The sequence below is a fragment of the Polymorphobacter sp. PAMC 29334 genome (genome assembly GCF_019431245.1).
GTDB classification, from domain to species: domain Bacteria; phylum Pseudomonadota; class Alphaproteobacteria; order Sphingomonadales; family Sphingomonadaceae; genus Polymorphobacter_B; species Polymorphobacter_B megasporae.
In genome coordinates this window covers 1,601,211-1,615,218 of sequence record NZ_CP080243.1, presented here as the reverse complement: position 1 = coordinate 1,615,218, position 14,008 = coordinate 1,601,211, and the positions used below count along the sequence as shown (strand labels likewise).

The window sequence follows — 14,008 nt, the reverse complement described above, 5'->3', positions numbered from 1 at the left end:
TGTTCCCGATGGCCGACAACCGCAACGCCGCCGACGTCTTTTGGGTCGAGCCGCAAAAGCGCGGGGTACTGCCGCTCGATGGCTTCCATCTGCCCGCCCGGCTGGCGCGCGTGCTCAAGTCCGAACGCTTCGGCATCACCGCCGACCGCGCCTTCGCCGACGTCATGGCGGAGTGCGCCGCGCCGGTCCCCGGCCGCCCCGACACGTGGATCAACGCCGACATCGTCGCCGCGTATCGCGGCCTGTACGCGCGCGGCAACGCCCATTCGATCGAATGCTGGCAGGACGGCAAGCTCGTCGGCGGGCTGTACGGGGTCAAGCTCGGCGCAGCATTCTTTGGCGAGAGCATGTTCACCCGCGTCACCGACGCCTCAAAATGCGCGCTCGCGGCGCTGGTCGCTCGGCTGCGCGTGGGCGGCTTCCGCCTGCTCGACACCCAGTTCCTGACCGAACATCTCGCGCGCTTCGGCACCGTCGAGGTGCCGCGCGCCGCCTATAAGGTCTTGCTCGAAGGGGCTTTGGCGACATCCGGAGATTTCGCCGCCTTGGACTGGGACGTCACCGCGCGCCCGACGACCAAGGTATCCGGACCCGTATCGGGAAAACGCATCGTGCAGCTTTTGACCCAGACATCGTAGAGCGGGTGCTGGAGCGGGTTGAGCGACGGGCTTTCGGCGAACATCCAGCCTGAGAAGACGCGCTTGACCTTGACCGCGGTCGCTGTCCGCACCTGCGCCGGGGCATCATCGACCTGAAGATAAGCCGCAGTCTGCTTCGCTTCCCACGGCGGGGTCGTTTCACACGCGCGGACGCGGATCGTCAGCGTGGCAAACTTGAGCGTGTCGCCGGGGTGCGCGGTAAAGTCCTGCGTCGTGCCGTTGCGTTTGTTGAGCGCGGCGAGAACAACGACGCGCTCTGCCATCGGCGTGACGGCGGTGGCGGCCTCGGGCGCTTTCGCCGGGCGAGCCGCGGGTGCGGAAGGCTTTGGCACCGGAGCGACGGGCGACGCAGCCGCGACGACCGCCGCCGCAAGCGCAATCATCACTTCGCCGAAGCCGCGCTGTCTGCCGGGGCGGCGGCCGGAGCCGCCTTCGACGCATCGCCGCTGCGGTTGATGAACGACCCCATCAGGCCCATCAGGTCCTGCGCGCCTTGGGTATCGGTGATCTCGTCACCGGGCTTCAGCATCGTCGTGTCGCCGCCGGGGAGCAGAGAAATATAGCTGCCGCCGAGGATTCCCTCCGACGTGATCGCCGCGCTCGAATCGGTCGGGAACTTGACGTCGTTGGCGACGCGGAGCTGGAGCACCGCCTGGAACGTCTTGGGGTCGAGCCGCTGCGTCGCGACCGTCCCGATCTTGATCCCCGAAACGCGGACATCGGTGCCGACCGACACGCCGGTCGAGTTCGGGAAGCGCGCGGTGACGAGATAGCCCGAACCGCCGCCGCCCGACGTCCGCGCATAAGCGGTCGTGACAAACCAGATCGCCACAAGGACGACGACCAGCCCGACGATCGATTCGACGACGTTTTCCTTAAACAACGCGCGCATTAGTCGGGGCTCCACGCTTCGTAATCACCGGTCGTCTTCGCGCGCGTCGCGGCGACCGCGAGGCTGCCCGACGGGCGATGCGCCAGCGGGGTTCCGGTCGCGTTGGGGATCCACGGCTTCTCCCACACGCGCGCCTTGAGCGGCGCTTCGGCCGGCGTGGTCGCGACGGTCTTGTGCAGCCAGATGTGCCATTCGGGCGGGATCCGGCTTGCTTCGGGCATGCCGTTGTAGATCACCCAGCGGCGCTCGCGGCGGCCGGGCTTCGACATGTAATATATATTGCCCTGATCGTCGCGGCCGACCTCGATACCGGTGCGCCAGCCAACGAGCCGCGTCCCAAGTCCCGGACCGTGCCACCAGGTGAAGATCGACAGGATGCCCATGCGGCGGCGTTACAACCCAAAGCGCCGTGCGGCGCAACCCATATCGACCGCGCGGCAGCCAGCGACCGCGATGTGCGTGTCGTGCGGGCTAATAGCCCAGTGCCGTCTCGGTCGCCGAATCGGCAGCCTGCAGCGTGATACGGGCCGACTGGCGTGCGGTGTCGGTGTCAGCCACAGGATCGACGAGAACGGTATCGGGGTGGATAAACCGCTGGCCGATCGTGCCCATGCCCTGGGTTCCGACCGACGGAACGATCCACATCACCGCCGCAAGGCCGGCGATCGCTGCACTCGAAGACAGTCGTTGCTTCATGCGAATCCATCTAATTCGCAGCGGCCTCCCCCCGGCACCACTGCAACATTCGTAAACACTCATGCCAAAAAGATGTTGCAACCTAGTGAACACGCAAAAGAATAGTACCGCCGCGAGGCGCTCCGATCAACCCCGGCGTTCGGCGGCAATCGGCTGAACGACGCCGCGCTGCGCCGGACCGATGCCGCGAACATGGTCGCGGTAGTCCGCCGCGATGCCGCGGACCAGCGCCCCGACCTCGAAGCGCCATGGCCCGATTTCGGCGAGCGGCGTGACCTCGGCGGCGCTGCCGGTGAGGAACGCCTGTTCGAAACTCTCGAGTTCCTCGGGCCAGATCGCGCGCTCGACGACCTCGATTCCGCGCGCCCGCGCCAGCCCGATCACCGTCCGCCGGGTGATCCCGTCGAGGAAGCAATCGGGGGTCGGGGTGTGGAGGACGCCGTCGCGCAGGAAGAAGATGTTCGCCCCGGTCGCTTCCGCCACCTGCCCGCGCCAGTCGAGCATCAAGGCGTCGTCGTAGCCCGCGTCCGACGCGGCGTGCTTCGACATCGTGCAGATCATGTACAGCCCCGCCGCCTTGGCGTGAACCGGCGCGGTGTACGGCGCGGGCCGCCGCCACGGCGCGATGTTGAGCCGGAGGCCCTTGGTCAGCGCCTCGTCGCCGTAATAGGTGCCCCACTGCCACACCGCGACCGCCATGTGCGGCTTGGTCTTTTGCGCCGCGACGCCCATCTGCTCCGACCCGCGCCATGCGACCGGGCGGACGTAGCAATCGGTCAGGTTGTTCGCAGCAACAGTCTCGTTGACCGCCGCGTCGATCTCAGCGCGCGACCACGGCAGGTCGAAGCCGAGCATCTTCGCCGAGTCGATCAAACGCTGGCTGTGCTGCGACAGCGCGAAGACGTTACCATCGTAACAACGCGCGCCTTCGAACACCGAACTCGCATAGTGCAGCGCGTGGGTTAGGACATGAACCTTGGCGTCGCGCCACGGGACGAGCTTGCCGTCGAACCAGATCCAGCCGTCACGGTCATCGAAAGTAGGTTCAAGCATCGCGGATAACGCCTCCCCGGCGCATATTATTACAAATATTCGTTGTGGTGCGTAACATTCAGTGCCATATACGTCAACATGGCTGACGTAAACTTTGTTCGGGCAGCGCCGGTCGGGGCGTCCCCTTTGTTCCTGCGCGAGGCAGAAATCCGCCGCGGCATCGAGCTGCTCTACTTCGGCTACACCAACATGGTCAAAGGCGCCGATGCTCGGCTCGCCGAACTCGGCCTTGGCCGCGCACACCATCGCGCGCTTTATTTCATCGCCCGGCGCCCGGGGATGCCGGTCGGCGACCTGCTCGACCTGCTCAATATCACCAAGCAGTCGCTAAGCCGGGTTCTCGCCGACCTGCAAGCGCGCGAACTCGTCTCCCAGACCGTCGGCACGCGCGATCGTCGCCAGCGGATGCTGCGGCTGACCCCGGCCGGAATCGCGCTGGAAACCGAGCTGTTCGAATGCCTCCGCGACGGCGTAACGCGCGCGTACGGCCATGCTGGCCAGGCGGCGGTCAGCGGCTTCTGGACGGTGCTGACCGGGCTTATTCCGCCGGGCGATCGCCCATTGATCGAGGCGCTGCAAGTAGCGGAATAGCCGGTTCGCCGACAACCGCTGCGGCGCGATACGGCAGCCGCCGCGCCCATGTCTCCGCCTGCGCGAGCCGCGTATCGAGCTCTTTCATCGTCGCCGCGAGATCGTCACTGTCGTCGGCCAGCCAGACCCGCGCGACCGCGAGGTACAACGCCGTCAGCGCCTGGACGCGCAACGGCCCAAGCAGTCCGCCCGTCGCAACCCCGGCGGCATCGGCGATCCGCGCGATCGACACCGGGAGCGACAGCAGCATGAACGCGGCGAGGCCCGGGTCGCGCCGGGCGGCGTCGGCCAGCTCGATCGCACCCGCGCGCTGCGGCTGTGCCGCGTCGAAGCGCTCCATCAGCAGCGTGAACAGCCGGTCGCGGACGCTTGCCCCCGAATCGGCTCCGGCCTCGCCAAGCGCGGCGTTATCGAGGCCACGGCCGTAATGGCGCAGCGCCTCCCACCGATCGGCGGCGACTGCGGCGACCGCTCCGGTCGACACCCCGGCGGCGAGCGCGACCGCATTGATCCGCGCGCCCGTCCAGCCGTCGCGGGCGATTACCGTCATCCAGGCGTCGAGGATGTCCATGGAATCGGTCCTACACTTGATCATTACCGCTGCGAGTGCGGCGATCACGAACGCAACAGGTCAGCGTCCGCGCCAACCAGCGGCGTTACGCCTCGCCGACGGTGTCGAGCAGCGCCGCTTCGATCGCCTCGGCGGGGGACTTGCCCGCCCACAGGACGAACTGGAACACGGGGTAAAAGCGCTCGCACTCGTCGATCGCGGCGTCGACCAGCATCTCGGCCTGGCCGAGCGTCAGGTCGATATCCTCGTCATCCTCGAGACTGTCGAGCAGCGTCGCGTGCCGGAACAGCACGGTGCCGTCGGCCGCCCACATCTCGAAATGGCCGATCCACAGCTGCTCGTTGATCAGCCCGAGCGTCTCGTACATCACCGCGCGCTTGGCTTCGGGGACGCGGATGTCGGGCATCGCGATGAACTGAAGGACACGCTCGTCCTCGCGCCACAATGCCCGCAGCTGGAAATTAGCCCAGCTCGCGGCGACCGATGCAGTGATTTCCTCGTCACCGGTCCGCTCGAACGCCCAGCCGTGCGCGTTGAAATAATGTTCGAGCATGTCGATCGGCGCGGCCGGCGCGGATTCAAAGCTGACATCGAGTTGCGTCATGCGCCCCAGCTCCTGCTCACCGCCGTGCCGGCACGCTGGCGGGGCCCGCCACATGATGCAAGCAATGAATCGCGGCGACCCACCAAATGATGTGGGTAACTAGACAATCGGCGCGCTGCCCCCGGCAGGAGCGGCTGCGGGCGACGGGTTCGCCGACGCCATCGCGGCGCGAAGCTCGGCGAGTTCGGCCTTGAGCGCCTCGGCATCGGCGCGCGCGGTCGCCGCCATCGCCTTGACCGCTTCGAATTCGTCGCGGTCGACCATGTCGAAGCCGCCGACGAGTTCGCGCACACGACCACGGATCATCGTCTCGACCTCGCGGCCGACGCCCGCCATCGTTCCCATCGCCGAGGTGGCGACCTTCGACAGATCCTCGAAAACCCGGTTTTGCGACTGCATCTCGTCACTCCTCATTCGTCGGGTATTTGGGCGTCCGAGGTGCCATCGTCAACGTTGTGCGGTGCACGCTGCGCCGCGATGAGAAACTCGACGTTGCCCTCGGGCCCGGTGATCGGGCTCGGGACGATGCCATCGACGCGCCACCCCTGCCCCGCAACCCACGCCGCGACCTCGGCGCAGACCCGCTCGTGGATCGCGGGATCGCGGACCACCCCGCCCTTGCCGACCTCGCCGCGCCCCGCCTCAAACTGCGGCTTGATCAGCGCCATCAGCCGCGCGGCGGGAGCGGCGAAGGTCAGCGGTACGCCAAGCACCTTCGCCAGTCCGATGAAGCTCGCGTCGCAGACAATCAGGTCGACCGCCACCGGGATATGCGCCTCGGTCAGGATCCGCGCGCTGGTCTGTTCGAGCACGGTGACGCGCGCGTCGTCGCGCAGTTTCCACGCGAGCTGGTTGGTCCCGCTGTCGACCGCGAAGACGTGGTTTGCGCCGCGCGTCAGCAGCACATCGGTGAACCCCCCGGTCGACGAGCCGACGTCGATCGCGGTGGCCCCCGCGACGTCCCAGCCGAAATGGTCGAGCGCGTGTGCGAGCTTGACCCCGCCGCGCGACACCCAAGGATGATCGCGCCCCTTGACCGTCAGCAAGACGTTGTCGGCGACCACCTGCCCCGCCTTGTCGACCTTGCGGTCCCCGGCGAAGACCAGCCCGGCAAGGATCAGCGCCTGCGCGCGCGTCCGCGATTCGGCGAGGCCGAGGGTGACGAGCAACTGATCGGCGCGGGTCTTGGTCATCGCCGGCTCAACGCCGCGGCCGCGCCCAGAGATAAAGGCCGATCGCGGCGGCCAGCGCGACGACGACGAAGCCGCTGGCAAGGCCGAACGCGACGTGCGTCGCGACCATCATCGGCATCAAACGTCGCCGCTCAATATTTCGTCGCGGCGGGCACGGCGGAGAAGCGGACGCGAGTCGTCGTCGATGCCGCGCGCGAGACCGCGGACGATCGCAGCGGTGACCGCCGCGAAAACGGCAAAGCCGATCACGAGGGCCGCGACCTGCACCAGCGCGGCGCGCGGCAGATTTCCGGTCCCGGCGAAGGCGGCGATCATCGGAAGCACGAGCCCGACGCCAAGGACGCTCGCAGCCATCGCCCCAAGGATGCTCGAAATTTGTTCGAGCACGCCGAAGACGAACTTGCGGCGGCCGCGCTCGGCGGGGGTTTCGTGGGTCATGGACGTTTGATAGCCGGTCGGGGGTGGTTCTGCCAGCGATCGCACAGGGCTGTGCAGCGCCGAAAATCCTGCGCTACACTGCCGCCATGATCGCGAACCTCGCCACCGTCGCCGCTGCCGTTTCGGCCGCCGCATCGGCGACGGCGGCGTTCGGCGCGCTCGGCCAGGTCCGCAAGTCGGCGCAGGGCAGCGAGGCGAACGCGTATCTCCAGCTGATGGACCGCTATTCCGCACCCGAAATGCGTGAATCGATCGTCGCGCTGGCGAAGTTATGGCGCGTCGCGCAGGCGCGCAATGAGACCGTGCTGCGGACCTATCTGCACCTGCTCGACGCCGACAAGATCGTCGCCGACACGCTGTTCAGTCATTGCCGGCGGGTATCGTCGTATTTCATCGACACGACCCGGCTTTACACTGCCGGGCTGATCTCGAAGAAAGTCTTCGTCCTCGCCGTCGCTCATCCCGGCCTCAATACCTTCTACGAGGTCGCCGTCCCGCTCAACGAGCACAAGGCGGGCGGGCATAATTCGGTGTGGGCGCAGAAGGAATTGAAGAAGATCATGCCGGCGCACGGTGAGGGCATGTACTGAGTGGGCGACCCGGAAATAGCGGTTCGGGCCGGTCCAGTCAGACCGATCCCGAAATCGCCAGGTCGAAACACCCTGCCCGGCTAGCAGATACCCGACCGCGCGGGGTGCGGTATTGGACCGATCGCGACAATGAAGACGGTTATTTCTCGAAAGCTAAGCCGGCGGGGGACGGGCCGATCACAAATCCAGCAGTCCTTGCCGGTTTGATCCCGGCATTGCGGAGTCGTGTCTGGGCGGGGCTGATCCTCGCACTCGCATCATGCTTGCTGTCGATCGCGCTGCGACGCCTGCTCGACCGGATTTTCCCGGTCGGCTTTCCGTTCATGATGTTTTTCCCGTCGGTGATGGTCACGACATATTTTGCCGGCACCCTGCCGGGATTGGCGTGCACCGGGCTATGTACCGTCGCGGTCTGGTACCTGTTCACGCAACCGTACAATAGCTTCGCGCTCGACACCGGCACAGCGCTTGCGCTGGTGTTGTTCGTGCTGGTGGCGGGCCTCATCGTGCAGGTTATCAGCCACATGCGGGTCGTCAGCGAGCGCCTCGACACCGAGCGGCGAAAGTCGACGCAGCTTTATGAACGTGAACGCGTGCTGTTCCAGGAACTGCAGCATCGGGTCGCGAACAACATGCAATTCGTTGCCAGCCTGCTCCATCTTCAGCGGCAGCACATGCCGGACGATGCTACGGATGCCGCCCGAGCACTCGACGAGGCCTCGCGCCGTATCCAGGTTATGGCCCGTGTCCATCGCCGCCTCTACGACGCCACCGCCGCCGATACGCTGCTCGGCGCATATCTCGCCGAAGTTCTCGGCGAGGTCATCGACGCCTCAGGCGTTACGGGCATCACCTGCAAGTTCGATGTTTTTCCCGTCCGCTTCGATATCGATCGGCTGATGCTGTTGTCGCTGATCACCACCGAAGTCGTGACCAACTGTCTCAAGCACGCGTTCGGCGGCCGGAGCGATGGCACGATCTTGATCGAGCTGCATCGGCTCGGCGCGACCGAACTCGAGCTGACGATTACAGACGACGGCTGCGGGATCGCCGCTGGCGATCAGTCGCCCAAAGCCGGACTCGGCACGCGCATCCTCAAGGGGCTGGCGACGCAACTCGGCGGACAGATCAGCATGACCAGCAACGCCGGGACGATCACGCGGCTGAGGTTTCCGCTGCGCGATGCGCAGATCGCCAGCGACTAGCGACCGCGCACCAAGATGATCGCGATCCCGCTGCGCGACGTCGACCCTTAAGCCCGAACGCCCTCGACCACGCCGACGCTGTTGTGGCGCAACGCCGACAACACCGTGCTGACGATGTGCTCGGCATCGAGCCCCGCAGTCGCATACTGCGCCACCGGACCGTCCTGGTCCTGGAACACGTCGGGAAGGCGCATCGTGCGGATCTTGAGGTCGCCGTCGGTCAGGCCTTCGTCGCTGGCAAACGTCAGGACGTGCGCGCCGAAGCCGCCGATCGCGCCCTCCTCGATCGTGACGAGGACGTCGTGGCTCAGCGCGAGCTTGCGGATCAGTGCTTCGTCGAGCGGCTTGGCAAAGCGCATGTCGGCGACGGTGGTCGACAAGCCGCGCCCGTCGAGGTCGTCGGCGGCGGCCATCGCTTCCTGCAACCGGCAGCCGAGCGACAGGATCGCGACGGTCTTGCCCTCGCGGACGATCCGCCCCTTGCCGATCTCGAGTTCGACCGGCGGGTTGGGCAGCGCGACGCCGGTGCCCTCGCCGCGCGGATAACGCACCGCCGACGGGCCGCTGTCATGGCGCGCCATCGTGTGGACCATGTTGACGAGTTCGGCCTCGTCCGACGGCGCCATGACGACGAAATTCGGCAGCGTCGACAGATACGTCACGTCGAACGACCCGGCGTGGGTCGCGCCGTCGGCCCCGACCAAGCCGGCGCGGTCGATCGCGAAGCGGACCGGCAGGTTCTGGATCGCGACGTCGTGGACGACCTGATCGTACGCGCGCTGGAGGAAGGTCGAGTAGATCGCCGCGAACGGGCGCATCCCCTTCGCCGCCATGCCCGCGGCAAAGGTCACCGCGTGCTGTTCGGCGATGCCGACGTCGAAGGTCCGGTCGGGGAACTTCGCCTCGAACTTGTCGAGCCCGGTGCCCGACGGCATCGCCGCGGTGATCGCGACGATCATCGGGTCGACCTCGGCCTCGGCGATCAGCTGCTGGGCGAAGACATTCTGGTACTGCGGCGCCTTGGGCTTCGACTTGACCTGCGCGCCGGTGATGACGTCGAACTTCTGGACGCCGTGATACTTATCCGCCGCCGCCTCGGCCGGAGCATAGCCCTTGCCCTTCTGCGTCACGACATGGACGAGGATCGGCCCCTCGGCGGCGTCGCGGACATTCTCGAGCACCGGGATCAGATGGTCGAGGTTATGCCCGTCGATCGGCCCAACGTAATAGAAGCCGAGTTCCTCGAACAGCGATCCGCCGCTCGCGAGCGTGCGGACATATTCCTCGGCGCGCTTGGCGGTGCGCTGCATGTTCGGCCCGAGCGTGCGCTTGGCGAGCAGCTTGGCAAGGTCGCGGAGCTCTAGGAACGGGCGCGACGAATAGATCCGGGCGAGATACGCCGACAGCGCGCCGACCGGCGGCGCGATCGACATGTCGTTGTCGTTCAGGATGACGACGAGCCGGTTGCCCGCGGCTTCGGCGTTGTTCATCGCCTCATACGCCATGCCCGCCGACATAGCGCCGTCGCCGATCACCGCGATCGCCTTGCCCGGGCGATCGGCGAGCTTGTTCGCCACGGCGAAGCCGATCGCCGCCGAGATCGAGGTCGACGAATGCGCCGCGCCGAACGGGTCGTACTCGCTCTCCGATCGCTTGGTGAAGCCCGACAGGCCCTGCGGCGCGCGGAGCGTCCGGATACGGTCGCGGCGGCCGGTGAGGATCTTGTGCGGATACGCCTGGTGACCGACGTCCCAGATCAGCGTGTCCTCGGGCGTGTTGAAGACATAATGCAGCGCGACGGTAAGCTCGACGACGCCAAGACCGGCCCCGAGATGCCCGCCGGTGACGCTGACCGCGTCGACGAGTTCGGCCCGCAGTTCAGCGGCAAATTGAGTCAGGTCGGCGCTGTCGAGACGGCGAAGATCGGCAGGCGTGTCGACGGTATCGAGAAGCGGTGTAATTGGGCGTTGGCTCACGCGGGGCACCTGCGAAAAGGTCCAAGGTAATTTTCCGGGTAGCGCCTCGCGGCCGCAATGTCGAACCCGATCGGGTCGCGGCCCCGCGGTTTCACCGCGATCCGATGCGACTCAGCCACATGCAGCGCAAGTTCCGCGCACCTCGATGACTGGCCGCGTGGGCGTGAACCCCGCCGCCGACGCCGCGCCGCGAACCTGGTCGGCGGCGCGGTCGTCGTCGATGTGCGTCGTCCGGCCGCAGGTGTCGCAGACAAGGAAAATGCAGTCGTGGCGGCAATCGGGGTGGGCGTTGGCGAGGTAGGCGTTGCGGCTTTCGACCCGCCTCGCGACGTTGGTCGCGACGAAGAGATCGAGGATCCGGTAGACGCTGTTCGCCGCGATCCGCCGCCCGAGCGCGACCGAAACCGCATCGGCGATGTCGTATGCGCTCGCGGGCTGATCGAACCGCGCGAGAATTTCGAACACCGTCGCGCGCATGTCGGTCCATTGCTCGCCGCCCTTGATGACGGCGGCAGCGGCGGCGGCGGCGAGTTCCGGGCCGGCGTGGTCGTGATGAGCTTCGGCGGTGGTGACGGTCGTGAGCATGGCAGTATCCTGTTACCCACGATATCGGCCTTCCGCAGCGCTTCCGCAACTCACCCTCATGCCCAACCGCGACGCGGTGACGGCTTGGCGGCGCGCGGCGGCGGGGGCATAGGGCGCGCATGGCTACTGTTGCACTGCCCTTCTCCGCGACCGCACCCGCGACGCGCGCGCACCCGAAAGCCATTGCCGCATGGCTATTTGCGGTTGCCGCACTCGTGTTCGCGATGGTCGTCGTCGGCGGCATCACCCGCCTGACCGAGTCGGGACTTTCGATCGTCAAATGGAACCCGATCGGCGGCATGGTCCCGCCGCTGAGCCGCACAGAATGGGACGCGATGTTCGCGCTGTACAAGGCGAGCCCGCAGTATCAGCTGGTCAACAGCGGCATGACGCTGTCGGCGTTCAAGGGCATCTTCTTCTGGGAGTGGCTCCACCGGCTGCTCGGCATGTCGATCGGCATTGTCTTCGCCGTGCCGCTGGCGACCTTCGCCGCGCTGCGCTGGATCCCGCGCAGCTACGGCTGGCGGCTGGTCGCGCTGCTCGCGCTCGGCGGGCTACAGGGCGCAGTCGGCTGGTGGATGGTCGCGAGCGGGCTGGTCAACCGGCCGTCGGTCGCGCACGAGCGGCTGGCGGTGCACCTCGTCAACGCGCTGATCCTGATGTCGGGGTGTATCTGGACCGCGCTGAGCCTGCGGGAGAGCGTACTTGAGGTGCCCGTCAAACGGCACCCGGTTGCAGCCCGTCCAACCGTCTGGATCGTTCCCTTCCTCGCCCTCCTCACCATCCAGATCATCTGGGGCGCCTTCACCGCCGGCCTCCGTGCGGGACACGCCTCCGACACCTGGCCGCTGATGTTCGACCAGTGGGTGCCCCCCCTCGCGAGTATTATCGACGACCCCGTCTCGGTCCAGTTCGTCCACCGCACCCTCGCCTACGCCGTCGCGCTCGCCGCGCTCGCAGTCGCGACCGTCACCTTCCGCGCCGGGGCGGGGCGCCGCGCGGTGGCGATGGGTGTGCTCGTCATCCTGCAAGTCGCGCTCGGCATCGCGACGATCGTCCACGGCGTCCCGATCCCCCTCGCTGCCGCGCATCAGGCGTGCGCCGCGTTGCTACTCGCGAGCACGATCTGGACTGCTCACTGGTCGCTGCGCGGCGCGCACTGGTCGCTGCGGCGCGCGCGCCGATGACCGCGCGCAATGTTCTCGGTGGCCCGCTCGAGGTTTGCTCGACCGATCCGCTGACCGGGTGGAAGCGCGACGGCTGCTGCGACACCGACGCCGCCGACCGCGGGCTCCACGTCGTCTGCGCGGTCGTGACCAACGATTTCCTGTCGTTCTCGAAGGATGCGGGCAACGACCTGTCGACCCCGCGCCCCGAATATAATTTCGCCGGACTCCACGACGGCGACCGCTGGTGCCTGTGCGCGGCACGGTGGGAGGAGGCGCGCGTCGCCGGTTTCGCCCCCGGCGTGATCCTCGAAGCGACCCACGAACGCGCGCTCGAGGTCATCCTGCTCGGGCACCTCCAGGCGCATGCCGAACCTGCGGTATCATAATACCACCGGCTAAACGCGCCAATTTCCTTGCATTCCGGGGCCGTTTCACCGATAGACCGCGCACCTTAATTATCGGACACCCCCATGCTCTCCCGGATGACCGCCTCGGCGAAGCCCGCCGAAGTCGACAAGAAGTGGCTGCTGATCGACGCTGATGGCCTCGTCGTCGGCCGTCTCGCGTCGCTGATCGCCAACCGCCTGCGCGGCAAGCACAAGGCGAGCTTCACCCCGCACGTCGATTGTGGCGACAACATCATCGTCATCAACGCCGAGAAGGTCCGCTTCACCGGCAACAAGGCGAAGAAGAAGATCTATTACCGCCACACCGGCTATATCGGCGGCATCAAGGAAATTACCGCCGACAAGATTCTGGACGGCCGTTTCCCCGAGCGCGTCCTCGAAAAGGCCGTCGAGCGGATGGTCCCCCGCGGCCCGCTCGGGCGCCAGCAGATGCGTAACCTGCGCATCTTCAAGGGCTCGGAGCATCCGCACACCGCCCAGTCCCCCGAAGTCCTCGACGTCGCGGGCATGAACCTCAAGAACACCATCGGCCGGACCGGGTCCACGATGACCCCCGCCGCAACCAGCACCACGGGTGAAGCATGATCGACGACAACCGCCAGTCGCTCGCCGATTTGGGCAACCTCCAGGTCCACGACGCGACGACCGCTGCCGCCGCGCTGCATAACGATGGTGTCTCCGCCGCGCCGCTGCGCGAGCAGATCATCGACGCGCAGGGCCGCGCCTACGCCACCGGCAAGCGCAAGAACGCGATCGCGCGCGTCTGGATCAAGCCGGGTTCGGGCAAGATCCTCGTCAACGGCCGCGACCAGACCGAGTATTTCGCGCGTCCGACGCTCCGCCTCGTGATCAACCAGCCGTTCGACGTCGCCGAGCGCCGCGACCAGTACGACGTCACCTGCACCGTCAAGGGCGGCGGCCTGTCGGGCCAGGCCGGCGCGGTCAAGCACGGCATTTCGCAGGCGCTGACCCGCTTCGAACCCTCGCTCCGGTCGGTCGTCAAGCACGCCGGCTTCCTGACGCGCGACCCGCGCGTCGTCGAGCGGAAGAAGTACGGTAAGGCGAAGGCACGTAAGAGCTTCCAGTTCTCGAAGCGGTAAGCGCTGCCGCGGCGACGAAAAAAGGGCACGAACGCACCTCGCGTTCGTGCCCTTTTTCGTGACTCGCGGCGAGCCGGCCGGCGGGGCGGCGGGTCTCCCCCGCCGAACCCGTCCGACGAAGGGCGCGGCTTTGCCGCGACCCTCGCTATGCTTTCCAAACCTACCCCACGGCGGCCTTGCACCGTAAAGGGCAACAGTCAGGCAATGCAGCCTCTCGATTTATGTAAGCCTGGGTTTCACGAACACACTCTCCCGACGATTCACGGAAGGGCCTAACTG

The 14,008-nt window shown here is 66.8% G+C and carries 19 protein-coding genes and 1 pseudogene; 8 read left to right on the top strand and 12 right to left on the bottom strand.

Features of this window, described 5'->3' with window-relative positions; genetic code table 11:
- Positions 1–8: 8 nt before the first annotated feature.
- The gene (aat, locus tag KZX46_RS11550) at positions 9–638 is read left to right on the top strand and encodes a leucyl/phenylalanyl-tRNA--protein transferase (RefSeq protein WP_255615549.1); all 630 of its coding nucleotides are present in this window, start codon (positions 9–11) and stop codon (positions 636–638) included.
- Positions 639–673: 35 nt separating this feature from the next.
- On the opposite strand, the pseudogene KZX46_RS22865 reads toward aat, so the two are convergent.
- The 5 genes and pseudogenes from KZX46_RS22865 to KZX46_RS11530 all read right to left on the bottom strand — a co-directional run.
- Positions 674–922 (bottom strand): annotated as a pseudogene (locus KZX46_RS22865) (DUF2155 domain-containing protein); the annotation flags it as partial.
- A 119-nt stretch (positions 923–1,041) separates the two neighbouring features.
- Positions 1,042–1,551, bottom strand: a complete 510-nt coding sequence (mlaD, locus tag KZX46_RS11545; RefSeq protein WP_219776690.1) for an outer membrane lipid asymmetry maintenance protein MlaD — start codon at positions 1,549–1,551, stop codon at positions 1,042–1,044.
- Positions 1,551–1,934, bottom strand: a complete 384-nt coding sequence (locus KZX46_RS11540) for an NADH:ubiquinone oxidoreductase subunit NDUFA12 (RefSeq protein ID WP_219776689.1) — start codon at positions 1,932–1,934, stop codon at positions 1,551–1,553. The genes mlaD and KZX46_RS11540 overlap by 1 nt, the downstream gene beginning before the upstream one ends.
- An 88-nt stretch (positions 1,935–2,022) precedes the next feature.
- Positions 2,023–2,247 carry a hypothetical protein gene (locus KZX46_RS11535; protein WP_216709234.1) on the bottom strand — a complete coding sequence of 75 codons (225 nt, stop codon included), beginning with the start codon at positions 2,245–2,247 and terminating at the stop codon, positions 2,023–2,025.
- 126 nt (positions 2,248–2,373) lie between these two features.
- Positions 2,374–3,300, bottom strand: coding sequence for a branched-chain amino acid aminotransferase (locus KZX46_RS11530; RefSeq protein WP_216709233.1), 927 nt, complete (start codon positions 3,298–3,300; stop codon positions 2,374–2,376).
- A 78-nt stretch (positions 3,301–3,378) separates the two neighbouring features.
- On the opposite strand from KZX46_RS11530, the gene KZX46_RS11525 reads away from it, so the two are divergent.
- A complete protein-coding gene (locus tag KZX46_RS11525; protein ID WP_219776688.1) occupies positions 3,379–3,891 on the top strand; it encodes a MarR family winged helix-turn-helix transcriptional regulator in 513 nt (170 codons plus the stop codon).
- Here the strand turns inward: KZX46_RS11525 and KZX46_RS11520 are convergent.
- From KZX46_RS11520 to KZX46_RS11500, 5 genes are all read right to left on the bottom strand, one after another.
- Complete coding sequence (locus KZX46_RS11520; protein WP_219776687.1) at positions 3,839–4,462, bottom strand: hypothetical protein; 624 nt, start codon at positions 4,460–4,462, stop codon at positions 3,839–3,841. The two genes, KZX46_RS11525 and KZX46_RS11520, sit on opposite strands and share 53 nt — an antisense overlap.
- A gap of 85 nt (positions 4,463–4,547) precedes the next feature.
- The gene (locus KZX46_RS11515) at positions 4,548–5,066 is read right to left on the bottom strand and encodes a YbjN domain-containing protein (RefSeq protein WP_219776686.1); all 519 of its coding nucleotides are present in this window, start codon (positions 5,064–5,066) and stop codon (positions 4,548–4,550) included.
- A 99-nt stretch (positions 5,067–5,165) separates the two neighbouring features.
- The gene (locus KZX46_RS11510; RefSeq protein WP_219776685.1) at positions 5,166–5,465 is read right to left on the bottom strand and encodes an accessory factor UbiK family protein; all 300 of its coding nucleotides are present in this window, start codon (positions 5,463–5,465) and stop codon (positions 5,166–5,168) included.
- 11 nt (positions 5,466–5,476) lie between these two features.
- A complete protein-coding gene (locus KZX46_RS11505) occupies positions 5,477–6,259 on the bottom strand; it encodes a TlyA family RNA methyltransferase (protein WP_219776684.1) in 783 nt (260 codons plus the stop codon).
- 117 nt (positions 6,260–6,376) lie between these two features.
- Positions 6,377–6,697 (bottom strand): hypothetical protein, encoded by a 321-nt coding sequence (locus tag KZX46_RS11500; protein WP_216709227.1) that lies wholly within the window; start codon positions 6,695–6,697, stop codon positions 6,377–6,379.
- A gap of 23 nt (positions 6,698–6,720) precedes the next feature.
- On the opposite strand from KZX46_RS11500, the gene KZX46_RS11495 reads away from it, so the two are divergent.
- Both KZX46_RS11495 and KZX46_RS11490 read left to right on the top strand, forming a co-directional pair.
- Positions 6,721–7,287, top strand: coding sequence for a hypothetical protein (locus KZX46_RS11495; protein WP_219776683.1), 567 nt, complete (start codon positions 6,721–6,723; stop codon positions 7,285–7,287).
- 215 nt (positions 7,288–7,502) lie between these two features.
- Positions 7,503–8,492, top strand: a complete 990-nt coding sequence (locus KZX46_RS11490; protein WP_219776682.1) for a histidine kinase dimerization/phosphoacceptor domain -containing protein — start codon at positions 7,503–7,505, stop codon at positions 8,490–8,492.
- Positions 8,493–8,539: 47 nt separating this feature from the next.
- Here the strand turns inward: KZX46_RS11490 and dxs are convergent, their stop codons facing one another.
- Complete coding sequence (dxs, locus tag KZX46_RS11485) at positions 8,540–10,468, bottom strand: 1-deoxy-D-xylulose-5-phosphate synthase (RefSeq protein WP_219776681.1); 1,929 nt, start codon at positions 10,466–10,468, stop codon at positions 8,540–8,542.
- A 111-nt stretch (positions 10,469–10,579) separates the two neighbouring features.
- On the bottom strand, positions 10,580–11,053 hold the full coding sequence (locus tag KZX46_RS11480) for a Fur family transcriptional regulator (RefSeq protein ID WP_216709223.1): 474 nt from the start codon (positions 11,051–11,053) through the stop codon (positions 10,580–10,582).
- A gap of 119 nt (positions 11,054–11,172) precedes the next feature.
- Between KZX46_RS11480 and KZX46_RS11475 the strand changes: the two genes are divergently transcribed.
- From KZX46_RS11475 to rpsI, 4 genes are all read left to right on the top strand, one after another.
- Positions 11,173–12,240: a COX15/CtaA family protein gene (locus KZX46_RS11475; protein WP_219776680.1), complete on the top strand. Its 1,068-nt coding sequence runs from the start codon at positions 11,173–11,175 to the stop codon at positions 12,238–12,240.
- A complete protein-coding gene (locus tag KZX46_RS11470; RefSeq protein ID WP_216709221.1) occupies positions 12,237–12,608 on the top strand; it encodes a DUF2237 family protein in 372 nt (123 codons plus the stop codon). The genes KZX46_RS11475 and KZX46_RS11470 overlap by 4 nt, the downstream gene beginning before the upstream one ends.
- Before the next feature lie 84 nt (positions 12,609–12,692).
- The gene (gene rplM / locus KZX46_RS11465; RefSeq protein WP_216709220.1) at positions 12,693–13,214 is read left to right on the top strand and encodes a 50S ribosomal protein L13; all 522 of its coding nucleotides are present in this window, start codon (positions 12,693–12,695) and stop codon (positions 13,212–13,214) included.
- Entirely contained in the window at positions 13,214–13,729 is a 516-nt protein-coding gene (rpsI, locus tag KZX46_RS11460) for a 30S ribosomal protein S9 (protein WP_216709360.1), read from the top strand. Before rplM ends, rpsI begins: the two co-directional genes overlap by 1 nt.
- Positions 13,730–14,008 lie beyond the last annotated feature (279 nt).

What these genes read in the sequence shown, in the direction of transcription:
- KZX46_RS11480 (WP_216709223.1), bottom strand. Translation starts at nt 11,053, where the DNA reads ATGCTCACGACCGTCACCACCGCCGAAGCTCATCACGACCACGCCGGC.
- KZX46_RS11530 (WP_216709233.1), bottom strand. Translation starts at nt 3,300, where the DNA reads ATGCTTGAACCTACTTTCGATGACCGTGACGGCTGGATCTGGTTCGAC.
- KZX46_RS11515 (WP_219776686.1), bottom strand. Translation starts at nt 5,066, where the DNA reads ATGACGCAACTCGATGTCAGCTTTGAATCCGCGCCGGCCGCGCCGATC.
- mlaD (WP_219776690.1), bottom strand. Translation starts at nt 1,551, where the DNA reads ATGCGCGCGTTGTTTAAGGAAAACGTCGTCGAATCGATCGTCGGGCTG.
- KZX46_RS11525 (WP_219776688.1), top strand. Translation starts at nt 3,379, where the DNA reads ATGGCTGACGTAAACTTTGTTCGGGCAGCGCCGGTCGGGGCGTCCCCT.
- KZX46_RS11510 (WP_219776685.1), bottom strand. Translation starts at nt 5,465, where the DNA reads ATGCAGTCGCAAAACCGGGTTTTCGAGGATCTGTCGAAGGTCGCCACC.
- KZX46_RS11500 (WP_216709227.1), bottom strand. Translation starts at nt 6,697, where the DNA reads ATGACCCACGAAACCCCCGCCGAGCGCGGCCGCCGCAAGTTCGTCTTC.
- KZX46_RS11520 (WP_219776687.1), bottom strand. Translation starts at nt 4,462, where the DNA reads ATGGACATCCTCGACGCCTGGATGACGGTAATCGCCCGCGACGGCTGG.
- KZX46_RS11540 (WP_219776689.1), bottom strand. Translation starts at nt 1,934, where the DNA reads ATGGGCATCCTGTCGATCTTCACCTGGTGGCACGGTCCGGGACTTGGG.
- KZX46_RS11535 (WP_216709234.1), bottom strand. Translation starts at nt 2,247, where the DNA reads ATGAAGCAACGACTGTCTTCGAGTGCAGCGATCGCCGGCCTTGCGGCG.
- KZX46_RS11470 (WP_216709221.1), top strand. Translation starts at nt 12,237, where the DNA reads ATGACCGCGCGCAATGTTCTCGGTGGCCCGCTCGAGGTTTGCTCGACC.
- aat (WP_255615549.1), top strand. Translation starts at nt 9, where the DNA reads ATGGCCGACAACCGCAACGCCGCCGACGTCTTTTGGGTCGAGCCGCAA.
- KZX46_RS11505 (WP_219776684.1), bottom strand. Translation starts at nt 6,259, where the DNA reads ATGACCAAGACCCGCGCCGATCAGTTGCTCGTCACCCTCGGCCTCGCC.
- rplM (WP_216709220.1), top strand. Translation starts at nt 12,693, where the DNA reads ATGCTCTCCCGGATGACCGCCTCGGCGAAGCCCGCCGAAGTCGACAAG.
- KZX46_RS11475 (WP_219776680.1), top strand. Translation starts at nt 11,173, where the DNA reads ATGGCTACTGTTGCACTGCCCTTCTCCGCGACCGCACCCGCGACGCGC.